The sequence below is a fragment of the Leifsonia sp. KNZ12-8B genome (genome assembly GCF_056755495.1).
In genome coordinates this window covers 1-16,505 of the sequence record NZ_JBPGXM010000022.1, presented here as the reverse complement: position 1 = coordinate 16,505, position 16,505 = coordinate 1, and the positions used below count along the sequence as shown (strand labels likewise).

14 protein-coding genes are annotated in these 16,505 nt (G+C 72.9%); 7 read left to right on the top strand and 7 right to left on the bottom strand.

Annotation, left to right across the window (positions count from 1 at the left end):
- The first annotated feature begins 40 nt into the window (after window positions 1–40).
- Both ACR9ZG_RS05610 and ACR9ZG_RS05605 read left to right on the top strand, forming a co-directional pair.
- Window positions 41–982: a glycosyltransferase family 2 protein gene (locus ACR9ZG_RS05610; RefSeq protein WP_481283839.1), complete on the top strand. Its 942-nt coding sequence runs from the start codon at window positions 41–43 to the stop codon at window positions 980–982.
- Entirely contained in the window at window positions 979–2,664 is a 1,686-nt protein-coding gene (locus tag ACR9ZG_RS05605) for a GMC oxidoreductase (protein WP_481283838.1), read from the top strand. Before ACR9ZG_RS05610 ends, ACR9ZG_RS05605 begins: the two co-directional genes overlap by 4 nt.
- 129 nt (window positions 2,665–2,793) lie before the next feature.
- Here the strand turns inward: ACR9ZG_RS05605 and ACR9ZG_RS05600 are convergent, their stop codons facing one another.
- The 3 genes from ACR9ZG_RS05600 to ypfJ form a co-directional block, all read right to left on the bottom strand.
- A complete protein-coding gene (locus ACR9ZG_RS05600; RefSeq protein WP_481283837.1) occupies window positions 2,794–3,192 on the bottom strand; it encodes a hypothetical protein in 399 nt (132 codons plus the stop codon).
- A 170-nt stretch (window positions 3,193–3,362) separates the two neighbouring features.
- Window positions 3,363–4,322, bottom strand: coding sequence for a prolyl aminopeptidase (gene pip / locus ACR9ZG_RS05595; protein WP_481283836.1), 960 nt, complete (start codon window positions 4,320–4,322; stop codon window positions 3,363–3,365).
- A 32-nt stretch (window positions 4,323–4,354) separates the two neighbouring features.
- On the bottom strand, window positions 4,355–5,239 hold the full coding sequence (ypfJ, locus tag ACR9ZG_RS05590) for a KPN_02809 family neutral zinc metallopeptidase (RefSeq protein ID WP_481283835.1): 885 nt from the start codon (window positions 5,237–5,239) through the stop codon (window positions 4,355–4,357).
- 35 nt (window positions 5,240–5,274) lie between these two features.
- On the opposite strand from ypfJ, the gene ACR9ZG_RS05585 reads away from it, so the two are divergent.
- Window positions 5,275–6,297 (top strand): malate dehydrogenase, encoded by a 1,023-nt coding sequence (locus ACR9ZG_RS05585; protein ID WP_481283834.1) that lies wholly within the window; start codon window positions 5,275–5,277, stop codon window positions 6,295–6,297.
- A gap of 100 nt (window positions 6,298–6,397) precedes the next feature.
- On the opposite strand, the gene ACR9ZG_RS05580 is transcribed toward ACR9ZG_RS05585, so the two are convergent.
- From ACR9ZG_RS05580 to recQ, 3 genes are all read right to left on the bottom strand, one after another.
- Window positions 6,398–8,527, bottom strand: a complete 2,130-nt coding sequence (locus ACR9ZG_RS05580) for an acyl-CoA dehydrogenase family protein (RefSeq protein WP_481283833.1) — start codon at window positions 8,525–8,527, stop codon at window positions 6,398–6,400.
- Between the two features lie 274 nt (window positions 8,528–8,801).
- Window positions 8,802–9,314, bottom strand: a complete 513-nt coding sequence (locus tag ACR9ZG_RS05575; RefSeq protein WP_481283832.1) for a DapH/DapD/GlmU-related protein — start codon at window positions 9,312–9,314, stop codon at window positions 8,802–8,804.
- 284 nt (window positions 9,315–9,598) lie between these two features.
- Window positions 9,599–11,653 (bottom strand): DNA helicase RecQ, encoded by a 2,055-nt coding sequence (gene recQ, locus ACR9ZG_RS05570; protein ID WP_481283831.1) that lies wholly within the window; start codon window positions 11,651–11,653, stop codon window positions 9,599–9,601.
- A 137-nt stretch (window positions 11,654–11,790) separates the two neighbouring features.
- Here recQ and ACR9ZG_RS05565 point away from each other — a divergent pair, with 137 nt between their 5' ends.
- The 3 genes from ACR9ZG_RS05565 (at window position 11,791) to ACR9ZG_RS05555 (ending at window position 15,000) form a co-directional block, all read left to right on the top strand.
- A complete protein-coding gene (locus ACR9ZG_RS05565) occupies window positions 11,791–12,372 on the top strand; it encodes a dihydrofolate reductase family protein (protein ID WP_481283830.1) in 582 nt (193 codons plus the stop codon).
- The gene (locus tag ACR9ZG_RS05560; RefSeq protein WP_481283829.1) at window positions 12,372–13,325 is read left to right on the top strand and encodes an EamA family transporter; all 954 of its coding nucleotides are present in this window, start codon (window positions 12,372–12,374) and stop codon (window positions 13,323–13,325) included. The genes ACR9ZG_RS05565 and ACR9ZG_RS05560 overlap by 1 nt, the downstream gene beginning before the upstream one ends.
- 70 nt (window positions 13,326–13,395) lie before the next feature.
- The gene (locus ACR9ZG_RS05555) at window positions 13,396–15,000 is read left to right on the top strand and encodes an amino acid permease (protein ID WP_481283828.1); all 1,605 of its coding nucleotides are present in this window, start codon (window positions 13,396–13,398) and stop codon (window positions 14,998–15,000) included.
- On the opposite strand, the gene ACR9ZG_RS05550 is transcribed toward ACR9ZG_RS05555, so the two are convergent.
- A complete protein-coding gene (locus ACR9ZG_RS05550; protein ID WP_481283827.1) occupies window positions 14,906–15,658 on the bottom strand; it encodes a TetR/AcrR family transcriptional regulator in 753 nt (250 codons plus the stop codon). The genes ACR9ZG_RS05555 and ACR9ZG_RS05550 overlap by 95 nt on opposite strands.
- An 81-nt stretch (window positions 15,659–15,739) precedes the next feature.
- On the opposite strand from ACR9ZG_RS05550, the gene ACR9ZG_RS05545 reads away from it, so the two are divergent.
- Window positions 15,740–16,423, top strand: a complete 684-nt coding sequence (locus ACR9ZG_RS05545) for a DUF4386 domain-containing protein (protein ID WP_481283826.1) — start codon at window positions 15,740–15,742, stop codon at window positions 16,421–16,423.
- Window positions 16,424–16,505: the final 82 nt, after the last annotated feature.

Below are 16,505 nucleotides of genomic sequence, written 5' to 3'. Positions count from 1 at the left end.
ACTTTACTCGCGACCCGACACGAGAACAGGTCTCACTGTGATGCCAGCGCACACCCCGGACACCCGGCCGGCTCCCCCGACAGGAGCCGTCATCATCCCGGCCCACAACGAGGAGCGCGTGATCGAGCGTACGCTCCGCCGTCTCCTCCCGCTGATCCAGCGGCCCGCCTCCGCCCCGCCCGTCGAGCTGATCGTCGTCGTCAACGGCAGCACCGACGGCACCGCGGACGCGGCCAGGCGCGTGCCAGGCGTCACCGTCATCGAGAGCGGCATCGGCTCCAAACCGGCCGCGATGAACCTCGGCGACGCTGCCGCGACCCAGTGGCCGCGGCTGTACCTCGACGCCGACATCGACGTCGAGCCGGAGGCGGTGGAGGCGGTCTTCCGCGCGCTCTCCCGCCCGGGCGGCCCTCTCGCCGCGCGGCCCGCCTCCGCCATCGACACCACGGCCTCCTCCTTCCCCGTGCGCGCGTACTACCGCGCGCGGGCGCGCATCCCTGAGCAGGGGACGCGGCTCTGGGGCGCCGGGCTGTACGCCGTCTCGCAGACGGGGCACGAGCGCTTCGACGCGTTCGCCGACGTCACGGCCGACGACTCCTGGTTCGACGGGCTGTTCGCCGAGGGTGAGAAGGAGGTGCTCGCCACCGCGCCCGCGCAGGTGCACGCGCCGACCACGACCTCCGCACTGCTCGCCATCCTGAGCCGGCACCGCCGCGGCTACGTCGAGCTCGACGGCGCCGCCGCCGCGCAGTCCTCCGACCGCGTCTCCGCGCTGCTGCGGACGATCCGCGGCCCGTTCTCGGCGTTCGACGCCTTCTGCTACGCCGCCCTGGCCGCCGCCGCCCGGCTGAGGACCCGGCGCACGGTCGGCGTCGGCACGCGGAGGTGGGAGACCGACGGCACGACCCGCGCCGGCCGGGCAGCGCCCTCCGGGGCCACGCCGTCCGGGGCCGCCGCCCACGGGACGGTGGGCGCCCGATGAGACTCGACAGCCTCCCCGCCGACGACGAGCACTACGGCCTCGTCGTGATCGGCGCCGGACCGGTCGGCCTCGCCCTCGCCCTGGAGGCGTCGGAGACCGGCATCCACGTGCTCCTGCTCGATGCCGGCGCCGAGGACGCCGGGCGGCGCGACAAGCCGCCGGCCCGCCGCCGCAACGACACCATCGTCGACCCCGACCGGCACGCGCCCGAGCTGCAGACCACCCGCGTCGGCCTCGGCGGCGCCTCGTGGATGTGGGGCGGCCGCTGCGTCACCTACGAGCCGGTCGACTTCCAGCAGCGCGACCACGTGCCCGACTCCGACTGGCCCATCGGGTTCTCGGCGATCGAGCCGTGGCGCGAGAAGGCGCAGGAGTACCTCGACTGCGGCGCCGGCCCGTTCGCGTCCGCCGAGCCGGACTGGCCCGGCCTCGGCGACCTCCGCATGTCGCAGCTGGAGCGCTGGGCCCGGCAGCCGAAGCTCGGCCCGCGCCTCGGCGCGCGCGTCCTCGCCGACCCGTTGATCGACCTCCTGTCCGACGCGCCCGTCGTCGGCATCGCGTTCGACGCCGACGGCAGCACGGTGCGCGGCCTCCGCATCCGCTACCGCGACCGCCCGGCGCTGGTGCGCGCCGACCGGTACGCGCTGGCGGCGGGAGGGATGGAGACCGTGCGCCTGCTGCTGGATGCCCAGCGCACCCTCCCCACGGCGTTCGGCGGCGTCGACGGCCCGCTCGGCCGCTACTACATGGGCCACGCCACCGGCAGCATCGCGAACATCGTGCTGACGGACCCGGCCGACATCGCCCTCCTCGACTTCCGGCGCGACGAGCACGACAGCTACGTGCGCCGCCGGTTCTCGCTGCCGGCGGAGGCGCTGAACGAGCACCGCCTGCTCAACGCCAGCTTCTACCTCGACAACCCGCCCTTCTACGACGAGCGGCACCGCAACGCGACACTGTCGGCGGTGTTCCTCGCGCTGGCGGTCCCGCCGGTCGGCCGCCGCATCCTGGCCGAGGGGATCCGCGTCCGCCACATCGGTCCGGCGCCGCGCCGCTACGGCGCGCACGTCCTGAACGTGCTGCGGAACCCGGTGCGGGCCGTGATCGACTCGTGGGACATCCTGCGCCGCCGCTACCTGTCGCGGGTGCGGAAGCCCGGCTTCCTGCTGCGGAACCCGGGAGGCACGTACGCCATCCACTACCACTCGGAGCAGATCGCGAACCCGGACAGCCGCGTCCGCCTCGACGGGGGCGTGAACCCGGACGGCACGCCGAGCCTGCTGATCGACTTCCGCTACACCGACCAGGACGTGGACTCGGTGCTGCGCTTCCACGAGCTCCTCGACGAGCGCCTCCGCGCGTCCGGCAAGGGCCGCGTGGAGTACCTCGACCCGCCGGAGCGGCGGGCGGCGGGCGTGTGGGAGCAGGCGATCGACGGCTTCCACCACATCGGCACCACCCGCATGAGCGCCCGTCCGGGCGACGGCGTCGTGGATCGGGACTGCCGCGTGCACGGCGTCGACAACCTCTACATCGCCTCGAGCAGCGTCCTCCGCACCTCCGCCGAGGCCAACCCCACCTTCACGACGGTCTGCCTCGCCCTCCGCCTGGCCCACCACCTCGCCGACACCCCGCCGCGCGCGGCCCTGGCCCGCCACGACGGAGCCGCGATCGACGGGTGAGGCGCGGGGCGCGCGCCTCCGGGACGTCGGCCCGCAGGGCGCGATAGTTCCGGAGCAGCGCGCCCGCACCCGGCGTGTCGGCTACGCGCTCCGGAGTTGCCGACCGTGGCTGCCGCGGCGCGTAGCGCCTCAGCGGAGGCGCTGCAGGCGGACCGAGGAGTGGGCGTAGGCGGCGGCGACCAGCAGCTGCACCACCGCGGGCGCGGCGCCCGCCGGCCCCGGCGAAGCCGAGACGCCGACGACGGCGCACATGGCGAGCACGGCGCACATGAACCAGCCTCCGCCCGCCGTCGCCGTCATCCGCCACCACCGCCGGGGCGGCGTGACCGGCTCCTCCCGCCCGCGGAAGCAGCGGGCGGCGACCACGACGGCGGCGATCAGCGCCGCCGCGCCCAGCGGGACGGAGGCACCGACCCACACCATCGACCCCGCGACACCGAGCATGAGCGCCAGAGCGAAGGCGACGACGACGAAGGCGGCCTTGGAGGCCGGATCGACGATGCGGATCGCTGGAGCAGTTCGCTTCACCCGGTGACTCCCCTCGATCGCGGAGCGTCCCGATGCGCCCCACCATCACCGTGTCAGCCCAACAGCCCTCGGCCCGGGTGTGCGCGATCTTTTGCGTGCCGGCACGACGGACTTACGCATCGCAGGCGCGAAACATGCAGTGGAGTCCGGCCCGATGCGAGCGGCCCCCGCTACTCCCCCGCGAACCGGTCCGTCGCCTCCACCAGGGCGTCGAGGATCCCCGGCTCGTCGAAGGCGTGGCCCGAGTCCGGGATCATCCGCAGCTCCGCCTCCGGCCAGGCCCGGTGGAGGTCCCACGCCGTCATCGGTGGCGTGCACGCGTCGTACCGGCCCTGCACGATGACGGCCGGGATGTCGGCGAGGCGCGGCGCGTCGCGGATCAGCTGCCCCTCCTCCATCCAGCCGCGGTTCACGAAGTAGTGGTTCTCGATGCGCGCGAACGCCACCGCGTACCGCGGCTCGGTGAAGGTCGCCACCAGGTCCTCGCGGGGCAGCAGCGTGATCGTCGACGACTCCCACCGCGACCAGGCCACGGCCGCCGGCTCGTGCACGGCCGGGTCCGGGTCGTTCAGGAGGCGGTGGTAGGCCCGGATGAGGTGCCCCCGCTCGTCCACAGGCACCGGCTCGACGAAGCCCTCCCACAGATCGGGGAACAGCGCGGCGGCGCCGCCCTCGTAGAACCAGTCCAGCTCCTGGGCGCGCAGCGTGAAGATGCCGCGCAGCACCAGCTCCGTCACCCGCTCGGGATGCGTCTCGGCGTACGCCAGCGCGAGCGTCGAGCCCCACGACCCGCCGAACACCTGCCAACGCTCGATGCCGAGGTGCTCGCGCAGCCGCTCCAGGTCGGCGACCAGGTGCCAGGTCGTGTTCACCGACAGGTCGGCGGAGGGGTCGCTCGCGTGCGGGAGGCTCCTCCCGCAGCCGCGCTGGTCCACCAGCACGATGCGGTAGCGCGACGGGTCGAACAGCCGCCGGTGCGCGGGGGTCGTGCCGCCTCCCGGGCCGCCGTGGAGGAACACCACCGGCTTGCCGTCCGGGTCGCCGCTGGTCTCCCAGTACAGCTGCTGGCCGTCGCCGACATCCAGCATTCCGCTGTCGTACGGCTCGATCTCGGGGTACAGGCTCCGCATGCGACGACCCTAGCGGGCGGCCGTCGCGCGGCTCACAGCTCGGCGCCCGACACGCTGAAGGTGTCGCACGACCCCGTCCCGCCGCGGTATCCCGCGGTGAACCAGCGCTGCCGCTGCTCGGACGAGCCGTGCGTCCACCCCTCCGGGTCGACGCGGCCGGTCGCGGACTCCTGGATGCGGTCGTCGCCGACCGCCGCCGCCGCGCTCAACGCGTCCTGCAGCTGGGTCTCGGTGATCGGCTGCAGGAACGGCACGCCGTTCTCGTCCTTCGTCGTCGCCGCCGCTCCCGCCCAGGCGCCGGCGAAGCAGTCGGCCTGCAGCTCGGTCCGCACGCTGTCCGAGGTCGGGCCGGTCTCGCGGCTGGAGTGCGCCTCCATGATCCCGGTCAGGTTCTGGATGTGGTGCCCCCACTCGTGCGCCACCACGTAGAGCTCGGCCAGCGGTCCGCCGCTCGCGCCGAACCGCGACCGAAGCTCGTCGAAGAAGCCGGTGTCGACGTACACGGTCTGGTCGGCCGGGCAGTAGAAGGGGCCGGTCGCGCTGGTCGCACCCCCGCAGCCGGTCGAGGTGGAGTCGGTGAACAGGATGAACTCCGGCGACGCGTACTGCCCGCCCTGCGCCGGCACCTCCTCCGACCAGTACGTCTCGAGGGAGGCGGCCGCTCCCTGCATCCGGCAGTCGATGCTCGCGTTCGCGTCGGCGCCGGTCTCGCAGTTCTGCAGCTCCTCCCCGGTGCCGATCTGCTGGGTCTGGGCCACGCCTCCGCCGAGGAAGGGGGTCAGGTCGACGCCGAGGAATTGCGACAGCAGCACGATCGCGACGGCGCCGATCCCGACTCCGCCCGCGGCGATGCCGGCGGTCCGGCCGCGGCGGCGGACCTTGCCGCCGCCGATGTCGGAGTTGGGGTTGAACGTCATGCCGCACACCGTACGCCCGGCGCTACGCTCGCAGAATGGAGACCGTCCCCGCCGCCACGCCGCCCGTCCCCGTCACCGTCACCGTCACCGGAGCGGGAGGCCAGATCGGCTACTCCCTGCTGTTCCGCATCGCGTCGGGCCAGCTGCTCGGCCACGACGTGCCGGTGCGGCTGCGGCTGCTCGAGATCCCGGCCGGGCGCCGCGCCGCGGAGGGCACGGCGCTGGAGCTGCAGGACGGCGCCTTCCCGCTCCTGCACGGCGTCGACGTCACCGAGGACGCGACCGCGGCGTTCGACGGCGTGAACATCGCCCTGCTCGTCGGCGCCCGTCCGCGCGGCCCCGGCATGGAGCGCGCCGACCTGTTGGAGGCCAACGGCGCGATTTTCGGGCCCCAGGGCGCCGCGATCAACGCCGGCGCCGCCGATGACGTTCGCGTGCTCGTCGTCGGCAACCCGGCCAACACGAACGCGCTGATCGCGAGCGCCGCGGCGCCGGACGTGCCGGCCGAGCGCTTCACCGCGATGACGCGCCTCGACCACAACCGGGCCGTCGCCCAGCTCGCGGCGCACCTCCACGTGCCCGTCCGCTCGATCGACGGCGTGATCGTGTGGGGCAACCACTCCGCCTCCCAGTACCCCGACCTCAGCCACGCTACGGTCGACGGCCGCCCGGCGACCGAGCTGGTGGACGAGCGCTGGCTGGCCGACGAGTACATCCCGCGGGTCGCCAAGCGCGGCGCCGAGATCATCGAGGTGCGCGGCTCGTCGAGCGCGGCGTCAGCGGCCAGCGCCGCCATCGACCACGTGCACGACTGGGTGAACGGCACCGGCGACCGCTGGACCTCCGCCGGGGTCGTCTCCGACGGCAGCTACGGGGTACCGGAGGGACTGATCTCGTCGTTCCCGGTGCGGTCCGTGCCGAGGGGTGCGGCGGGCGGCACGTGGCAGATCGTGCAGGGTCTCGACATCGACGCCTTCTCGCGCGAGCGCATCGATCGGTCGGTCGCCGAGCTGGTGGAGGAGCGGGAGGCCGTGCGGGCGCTGGGCCTCATCCCCTGAGTTCCGTCGCTGCCCTCTGCGTCGAGTTGGCGCAACACGCCGCCCGGCGGAGGGGCCGGACGGCGTGGCGTGACAACTCGATGGGGGCGACGCGGATGCGTCAGCGCTTCTTCGACTTCTCCGGGGTCGGGAGGGTGCCCGCCGCACGCCGCTCGGCGTAGTAGGCGCGCGCCTCCTCCTGCCGCTCGGCCTCGGCCCCGCTCGCGATCTTCGCGCGCACCAGCTCCGGCCCATACCCGAAGGCGTCGACCAGGTCGACGGCGTGCGGGCGGATGCGCGTGAGCAGCCGGTCGATGTACGCGCTGACCGCTTGGGCGCGCTGCGGCGAGAGCCGGCCGTTCATCAGGTACCAGGCCAGGTGCTTCTCGATCAGGCCGAAGCCGAACAGGTCGCGCAGCCAGGTGAGCACCTGACGGGTGCCGGCGTCCGGGGCCTGCTCGAGGGCGTCCGTGAACGCCTCCCACTGCAGCAGCTCGCCGTGCGCCCTGGCCGCCTCGATGAGCTCGTTCTGCTGCGTGTTGAACAGGTCGGCGGCCTCCTTCTTGCCCAGCTTGGAGGCGGGGCGCAGGCGGCCGGCGATCTGACCGATCATGGTCTCCACGCGATCGGTGAGCAGCTCCCGCTGGGTGGCCGGCTCCTGCAGCCAGTTCACCGCGCGTGCGGTCGAGCCGAAGTCGCGCACGGTCTGGGCGACCGAGCGCAGCCCGCTGCCGTGGTACGCGCGGCCGGCCGCCCTCGTCACGACGTACCGCGCGAGCGCCCCGGCGTCGGCCTTCGCGAACTTGCGGCTGAAGTCGGTGAGCAGGCGCTTGGCGACCAGCTGCAGCAGCACGTTGTTGTCGCCCTCGAAGGTGACCCAGATGTCGAGGTCGTGGCGCAGCGAGGTGAGGCGGTTCTCGGTCAGGAAGCCCGCGCCTCCACAGGCCTCGCGCGCCTCCTGCAGCGTGTCGAGCGCATGCCAGGTGCTGAGCGGCTTGAGCGCCGCCGCGATGGTCTCGAGGTCCTGCCGGTCGGTGTCGCTGTCGGCGACGCCGCTGAACACGTCGTCGAACTTGTGCAGGAACACCTCGTGGGCGAAGCTCGCGGCGTACGTCGTCGCCAGCAGCGGCAGCAGGCGGCGCTGGTGCCGCTGGTAGTCGAGGATGACCTCCTCGTCGGTGTCGCTGCCCGCGGTGAACTGGCGGCGCTGGTCGCCGTACGTGATGGCGATCTTCAGCGCCAGCTTCGACGCGATGGTCGCGGAGCCGTCGAGGGAGACGCGGCCCTGCACGAGCGTGCCGAGCATCGTGAAGAAGCGCCGGCCCGGGCTCTGGATGGGCGAGCTGTACGTGCCGTCCTCGGCCACGTCGCCGTAGCGGTTCAGCAGGTCGGTGCGCGGGATCCGGACGCCGGTGAAGTGGAGGCGGCCGTTGTCGATGCCGTTGAGGCCGCCCTTCTGGCCGTCGTCCTCGCCGCCGATGCCGGGCAGGAAGTCGCCGTCCGCGTCGCGGATCGGGACGTAGAAGGCGTGCACGCCGTGGTTGACGCCCTTGGTCACCAGCTGCGCGAACACCACGGCGGCCGTCGCGTCGACGGCGGCGTTGCCGAGATAGTCCTTCCACGCCGCACGGAACGGCGTGTCGAGGACGAACTCCTGCGTCGCGGGGTCGTAGGTGGCCGTGGTGGCGACGCTCGCGACGTCCGACCCGTGGCCGGTCTCGGTCATCGCGAAGGCGCCGGGCACCTCCAGCGACATGATCGCCGGAAGGTACTTCTCATGGTGACGCTCGGTGCCGAGGTGCAGCACGGCGGCGCCGAAGAGGCCCCACTGCACACCGGACTTGATCTGGAGGGACGGATCGGCCGCCACGAGCTCCTCGAACGCCGCGATGTTGCCGCCGTTGTCCTCCTCGCCGCCGACCGACTTCGGGAAGGCGCGGTGCACCTGACCATCGGCGACCAGCAGCTTGAGCTGCTCGAAGACGCGCTTGCGGTGGTCCGCGACGGAGAGCCCCTCCACCTTCTGCATCTCGGGCCGCTTCGCGAGTTCGCGGGAGGCGAGCCGGGCCTCGGCCCAGTCACCGAGCAGCTGGCGGCCGAGCGCCTCCACGTCGACGCGCGGGGTGAAGCCGGCGGGGGCGGTGGCCGCGAGGGCGGCGTCGGCCGTGGCGGCCGGGGTGTCGGAGGCGTTGACGGCGGCGGACGCGGCGGCGGGGGCGGACGCGGCGACGCGCTCGGAGGTGTCGACCATGAGGCTCCTCTTCGATTTCTCGGCGGGACGCTGACACGCTACGACTCCCGGCGACGACGACGAAACGCTCGGTGCGCGGCCTACAAACCGGCGGGACGGTGTCCCGACACCCGATTGCGGAATCCTCCAAACGGGGGCCGTCGCGGCGCTGGGCTGTCTACAACCCGGCGGGGTGCGGGTGAATGCGGAAAGGGTCCCGACTCTCCGTCCGCCGGTGGGCGGTGCGGTGGGTCGGGACCCTTGTGGCTCGTGGAGCGGGCCGGCCTGCGGAGCGTTACGCCGCGCGGCGGGGCGCCTGGCGGCGGCCCGAGCGCGGGGCCTGCTGCGCCCGCGGGGCGCGTGCGGCCTGCTGGGCGCGCGGGACGCGGGGCGCCGCGGAGAGCGCGGCCCTGGCGGCCGCGGCACCGCGGAGCTGCACGACGGCGCCCTCGTCGAGGTGCGCGTCGCGGTCCACCCGCGCGCCGTTGCCGATCATCGTCTTGGCGCCGAGCTTGGCGTTGCTGCCGATCTTCGCGCCGCTTCCGACGACGCTGCCTGCGCCGACGTGGACGTTCGCGCCCACGAACGCGCGGTCGCCGATCGTGGCGCCCGCGTCGATCCAGCTTCCGGCGCCGATGTAGGCGTCGAGGCCCACGCGAGCGTCGGCCTCCACGTACGCGGTCGGCTCGATGTACGCCGACTCGGCGACGCGTGCGGAGGGGGCCACCAGCCCTCGTCCGTTGGCGTGCCGCTTGTACTTGATCACTGCGCCGGTCTCGTCCTCGAGCTCCTCGATCATCCGTGCCATCTCATCCTCCTTCGAGATCGTCGCGATCCAACCAGTGGGAAAACGCGTTCCACCGATCGAAAATTCCCTGGTCGTCCCGGGGAACGGGCCGCTCGCAGGCCCCATGAGACGGGCACAGTACGCTCGACCGCGGATACCCACCAGGGGTGCACGCGAATCCGCCCCGCCGAGTCGTGACATCATGTCGCTCCTCGGCCCCGCAACCCGCATCCCCTCACGACTCGGCCGACCCTCCTATGGCGCGCGGGGGCCAGGTGGGGCGGCGGGCTCAGGAGGCGGCGGGCTCAGGAGGCTGCGGCCACGACCTCCAGGAGGGCCTCGCCGTAGGCCTCGCGCTTCTTGGCACCGATGCCCGAGATGCCGTCGAGGTCGGCGAGCGTCGCCGGCCGCGCGGCCGCGACCGCGCGCAGAGTGGCGTCGCCGAAGACGATGTACGCGGGAACGCCCTGCGACCGCGCCTCTCCCGCGCGCCAGCTGCGCAGCGCCTCGAACAGCGGCTGGTCCGCCGGCGCCACGTCGGCGGCGACGGCGCTCCGCCCGGACGAGCGGCTCGCACGCTCCGGGCGCTCCGGCTCGCGCCGCAGCACGACGCGGCGCTCCCCCGACAGCACCGCGGCGCTCGTGGGCGTGATCGTCAGCACGCCGTACTCGCCCTCCGGCACGAGCAGCTCCTGCGCGATCAGCTGCCGGACGACGCCGCGCCACTGGCTCTCGCTCAGGTCGTCGCCGATGCTCCACGTGGCCAGGCGGTCGTGTCCGTACTGGTCGACGCGGGGCGTCCGCTTGCCGCGGAGGATGTCGACGAGGTGCCCGGCGCCGAACCGCTGACCGCGCTCGCGCTGCAGCCGCACGACGGTCGAGAGCAGCTTCTGGGCGGGGACCGTCCCGTCCCAGCTCTCCGGCGGCTGCAGGCACGTGTCGCAGTTGCCGCACGGCGTCGACCGCTGCCCGAAGTACCCGAGGAGGTTCACCCGCCGGCACTGGACCGTCTCGCACAGCGCCAGCATGGCGTCGAGGTGCTGGGTGAGGCGCCGCCGGTGGGCGAGGTCCCCCGGGGAGTCGTCGATCATGCGGCGCTGCTGCACCACGTCTTGCAGGCCGTAGGCGAGCCACGCGGTCGACGGCAGGCCGTCGCGCCCGGCGCGTCCGGTCTCCTGGTAGTAGCCCTCCACCGACTTGGGGAGGTCGACGTGCGCGACGAACCGCACATCCGGCTTGTCGATCCCCATGCCGAACGCGATGGTCGCGACGACGATCACGCCCTCCTCCCGGAGGAACCGCGCCTGCGTGCGCGCCCGCACGCCCGCGTCGAGACCGGCGTGATACGGCAGCGCCGTCAGCCCGCGGGACGAGAGGAACTCGGCCGTGCGCTCGACGGAGTTGCGCGACAGCGCGTAGACGATGCCGGCCTCGCCGGGGTGCTCGACCGTGATGAAGTCGAGGAACTGCTTGCGCACCTCGGCCTTGGGCACGATGCGGTACTGGATGTTGGGCCGGTCGAAGTCCGAGACGAAGTGCTCGGCGTCCTCCAGCCGCAGCCGCTGGGTGAGCTCGCGGTGGGTTGCCTCGGTGGCGGTGGCGGTGAGGGCGATCCGTGGGACGTCCGGCCAGCGCTCCGCCAGCTCGGAGAGCGCGAGGTAGTCGGGCCGGAAGTCGTGGCCCCACTGCGAGACGCAGTGCGCCTCGTCGATGGCGAACAGGGCGACGCGGCCCCGCTCGAGGAAGCGCTTGGTCGCCTCCGACGACAACCGTTCGGGGGCGACGTAGAGGATGTCGAGCTCGCCGGCGAGGTAGGCCCGCTCGACCGCGGCGCGCTGGCCGGCGTCCTGCGTGGAGTTGAGGAAGGCGGCGCGCACGCCCACCGCGGTCAGCGCGTCGACCTGGTCCTGCATGAGCGCGATGAGCGGCGAGACGACCACGCCCGTGCCCTCGCGGACGAGCGACGGGATCTGGTAGCAGAGGCTCTTGCCGCCTCCGGTCGGCATGAGCACGACCGCGTCGCCGCCGGCGGCGACCCGGTCGATGATCGCCTCCTGCTGCCCGCGGAACGCGTCGTACCCGAAGACCTCCTTCAGCGCGTCGCGCGGGGACGCGAAGCGCGCCGGCGTCGCGCGCGGCTCGGCAGGAGACCGCGGCGGCGCAACGCGCGCACCGCCCGGCGCGACGCGCGCACCGCCCTCGCCCGCACCGACCGACGCCACCGCCCAGTCCGGCTCGGCGAACGGATCACCCGCGTACCCGTCGACGAGCGACGGGTCGTCGCCGAGGTCGGGGAAGGGCGGCTCCTCGTCCGGCGGCGGCGCGTCCCGATCGTCGGGCACCCAGGTGTTCCAGTTCATCCCTCGATCGTAACGAGGGCCGCCGACCGCCTGATCGGCCGGGTGCTGATCTGTGGAGAGTCCACGGCCTCCACAGAAGTATTTCCGGGCGTTCGCACGCTCGCCGCCGCCACAGGGGCTCGGGTACCATCGCCGACATGCCACGCCTGATCGTCACCCAGTTCATGACCCTCGACGGGGTCGTGGAGGCGCCGGGCGGCGAGGCCACGCACCGCCACTCCGGGTGGACCATCCCGTACGCCACCGACGAGCTGATGGCCTTCAAGCTGCGGGAGGTGCAGGAGGCCGGGTCGCTGCTCCTCGGCCGCCGCACCTTCGAGCAGTTCGCCGAGGCCTGGCCGCCGCGCGAGGGCGTCTTCGCCGACGCGATGAACGCCCTGCCCAAGACGGTCGTCACCTCCCGCCCCGGCGAACTCGGCTGGAACGCCACTCCGCTGGTGGCCGACCGGCAGTTCGGCGGCGTCCGCGCCGCCGTGCAGGGGATGAAGGAGCAGGAGGGCGACGCACCGATCCTCGTCCCCGGCAGCGCGTCGCTGGTGCGCTCGCTGCTGGTGTGGGGCCTCGTGGACGAGCTGCGACTCCTGACCTACCCGGTGCTCGTCGGCGGCGGCGTGCGGATCTTCCCGGACGACCGCGAGAAGTGGGCGTTCGAGCTGACCGCGCTCGAACGCTTCGCGACCGGCGCCGTGCTGCACGTCTACCGCCTGGCCGGGAGCTGATGCCCGCCGCCCTGCTGGGGCTGCTCTCGGCACTCGTCTACGGCTCGGCCGACTTCGTCGGCGGCGTCGCCGCGCGGCGCATCGGGGCGGTCCGGACCACCGCGCTCGGCGCGGTGAGCGGGCTCGCGCTGATGCTCCTCCTGCTGCCGCTGGTCGGAGGGGTGTGGTCGGCGCCCGCGGTGGGCTGGGCCGCGGCCTCCGGTGTCGTCGGGTCCGTCGCGGTCTTCCTCCTGTACGCCTGCCTCGCTGTCGGGCCGATGAGCATCCTCTCGCCGCTGACCGCGGTGGTGTCGGCGGTCGTGCCGATGGTGGTGGGGCTCATCGGGGGCGACCGGTTCGCGCCGATCGGCTACGTCGCGCTCGGGCTCGCGCTGGTCGCGGTGGTGCTCGTCGGCTTCGTGCCGGAGCGCGGCGCCGTGCGGCCCTCCGGCCGGGCGCTGCTGATGGCGGTGGGAGCGGGAGCCGGCATCGGCCTGTTCCTCGTGCTGCTCGACCAGACGCCCGACGACTCGGGCCTGGTGCCGCTGATCGTGAACCGCGCGGTCAACGGCGCGATCATGTGGAGCGTCGTGGCCGGGATGGTGCTGGTCGCGCGACGGGCCTCCCGGGCCGGTACCGACGAGGCCGTCGGACGCTCTGCGCGCGTGGTGGGCACGGTCGGAACCACGACCTCCACGACCTCCCACACCTCCACCACCCCGGCCACGACCAGCCTCCTCCGCACCGGCGTCCTCCTCGCTGCGCTCTCGGGCGCGATCGACGCGACGGCGAACACGCTCATCCTGCTCGGGCTGCGGGTCGGCGACCTCACCACCATGTCGGTGCTGGTCGCGCTCTACCCGGCCGGCACCATCCTCCTGGCCGCCCTGGTGCTGCGCGAGCGCGTCGCGCCGGTGCAGTGGGCCGGCCTCGCGCTGGCCATCGTCGCCGCCGCGCTGCTCTCGATCGCCTGACCCCCCGAGCGGGGGCAGGACGCGGCGGGTAGTGTGGGCGACCGAGCACGACCACGCAAGGAGGAGCGCCATGTCGGCACCCCACGACCCCGCTGACGACCTCGAGAACCGGCGGGAGCACCTCGGTGACCTGAGCCAGGCGGTCCAGGACTTCGCCAGCGAGCAGGAGGGCTACCACAAGACCCTGTCGTCGCGGCAGCTGCAGATGATCGCCATCGGCGGCGCCATCGGCACCGGCCTCTTCCTCGGCGCCGGCGGCCGGCTCGAGCAGGGCGGACCCATCCTCGTGCTGGTGTACGCGGTGTGCGGCTTCTTCGCCTTCCTCGTGCTGCGCGCGCTCGGCGAGCTGGTGCTGCACCGCCCGTCGTCCGGCTCTTTCGTGTCGTACGCGCGCGAGTTCTACGGCGAGAAGATGGCCTACGTCGCCGGGTGGATGTACTTCCTCAACTGGGCGATGACCGCGATCGTCGACTCCACCGCCGTCGCCCTCTACGTGAAGTACTGGAGCGCCTTCTCGTCCGTGCCGCAATGGCTGCTCGCGCTCATCGCCCTGATCGTCGTCGTGAGCCTCAACCTCATCTCGGTGCGGGTGTTCGGCGAGATGGAGTTCTGGTTCGCGCTGATCAAGGTCGGCGCGCTCGTCGCCTTCCTGATCGTCGGCATCGTCGTGCTCGCGGCCGGCTGGCCGACCGACCTCGGCCCGACCGGCATCCCGATGCTCGCCGAGAACGGCTGGCTGCTGCCGAACGGCGTCGGCACGATCGCGATGGCGCTGGTCCTCGTGCAGGGCGTCGTGTTCGCCTACGCCGCCATCGAACTGGTCGGCATCGCGGCGGGCGAGACCGCCGAGCCCGAGAAGATCATGCCGAAGGCGATCAACAGCGTCGTCTTCCGCATCGCCGTGTTCTACTGCGGCTCGGTCCTGCTGCTCGCCCTGCTCCTCCCGGCGAGCGCGTACAGCGGCGACGAGAGCCCCTTCGTCACCTTCTTCACCCACCTGGGCGGCCCGCAGATCGGCGCGGTCATCGGCTCGGTGATGAACTTCGTCGTCCTCACGGCGGCGCTGTCGAGCCTCAACGCCGGCATGTACTCGACGGGCCGCATCCTCCATTCGCTCGCGCAGACCGGCGCCTCCCCCGCCTTCACCGGCCGGATGAACGCGCGCGGTGTGCCGTACGGCGGCATCCTGCTCACCGCGGCGATCGGCGTGCTCGGCGTCTTCCTCAACCTGGTGGTGCCGGAGGAGGCGTTCAACATCGTGCTGAACGTCGCCTCCCTCGGCATCATCACGAGCTGGGCCATGATCGTGCTCTGCCAGATGCAGCTGCGGAAGTGGTCGCTGCAGGGCAAGCTGGAGCGTCCGTCGTTCCGGCTGTTCGGGGCGCCGTTCACGGCGTGGCTCACCCTCGCGTTCCTCGCCGCGGTGCTCGTGCTGATGGCGTTCGACTACCCGACCGGGACGTGGACCGTCGCGTCGCTCGTCGTGATCATCCCGCTGCTCGTGCTCGGCTGGTACCTGCAGCGCGGCCGCATCCTCGCCATCGCCCGGCAGCGCGAGGGCTACACCGGGGCGCACCCGGTCATCGCGGCGCGTCCTGGGCAGGATCGGACGCAGGAGGAGCGGAGGCGGCGCGGCTCCACTCCGGGCGGAGACGCTCCACGCCGTCGAGGATGAGGTCGAGGCCCGTCGCGAACTCCGCGTCGTAGTCGTAGCCCTGCGCACCCAGCTCGGCCACGACCTCCAGCAGATACGGGAAGGCGGCGGCCAGCTCGGGAGGCTGCTCCTCGAGCTTCTGCGCGGCGACCGCCCCCGACTCCTCGGCGGTGTCGAACGGGAGGGTCTTCTCCTGCATCGCGAACCCGTACACGTACGCGTCGAGCACCGACGTGACGTGCACGGTCGTGCGGAACGAGAAGCCGGCGCGGCGCAGGCAGCCCATCATCGCGTTGTGCTGGAACAGGTTGGCCGGGCCCGGGCGCATCCGCGTCTCCATCAGTCCGACCGCCCAGGGGTGGCGGCGCAGCGCCGCGCGCAGTGAGCTCGCGCGGGCGCGCATCGCGGGGCGCCAGCCGGCCGGGTCGGCAGCGGTGTCGGGAGGCTCGACCTCGGCCCACACGAGGTCGACGATCCCGTCGATCAGCTCGTCCTTGCTGGCGACGTGCTTGTACAGCGCCATCGGGACGACGCCGAGCCGCTGCGCGAGCGTGCGCATGCTGAGGCCGGTGCTGCCCTCCGTGTCTGCGAGCTCGAGGGCGGCGGCGAGCACGGCGTCGCGCGTGAGCCGCGGGCGCGGTGCCCGGGAGGCGGCGGAGGTGCGTTGTTCGTCGGCCATCTTGACGGAGTGTACGCCGTACACCTAGGCTGCAGCAAAGGTGTACGGCGTACACCTTCCGCTCAGCCGAAGGAACCCGACATGACCATCACCACCACTCTCCCCGTCCGCACGCGCCGGCACTCGCTGACCGCGGGCGTGCTCTTCCTCGTCACGTTCGTCTCGGCGATCGTCGGCGCGCAGCTGTACGGCGCCGCCTTGACCGACCCCGAGTGGGTGCTCGGCGGCGCCTCCACCACCGGACCCCTGCTCGGCGCGGTGTGCGAGCTCATCCTGATCGGCGCGAACATCGGCACGGCGCTGGCGCTGCTTCCGGCGCTGCGCGAGCGATTCCCCGCCCTGGCCCACGGGTACGTCGCGGCCCGGCTGGTGGAGTGCGGGTTCATCGCGGTGGGCATCCTGAGCGTGCTGACGCTGGTCTCGCTGCAGCGGAGCGGGGGCGGGGATGCGCCATCGCTCGTCACGACCGCCGGCGCGTTCGTGGCGCTGCACGACTGGACGTTCCTGCTCGGCCCCGGCTTCGTCGTCGGCCTGGGGAACGGCCTGCTGCTCGGCTGGATGATGTACCGCTCCGGCCTGGTGCCGCGGTGGATGGCGCTCTGCGGCCTGATCGGCGGCCCGCTGATGTCGGTCTCGGGCATCGCGGTCATGTTCGGGCTCTACGGCCAGCTGAGCCCGGTCTCGGCGGTGCTGACGCTGCCCGAGATCGTGTGGGAGGCGTCGCTGGGGCTGTACCTGACGTTCCGGGGCTTCCGGCGCGGGTGAGGGCGGGCTCCCATCCCGCGTCACCTCATGTCTCGAGGGGCGTCGTTCTGCCGCTGTTCCGCCCGAATAGCGACACAACGGC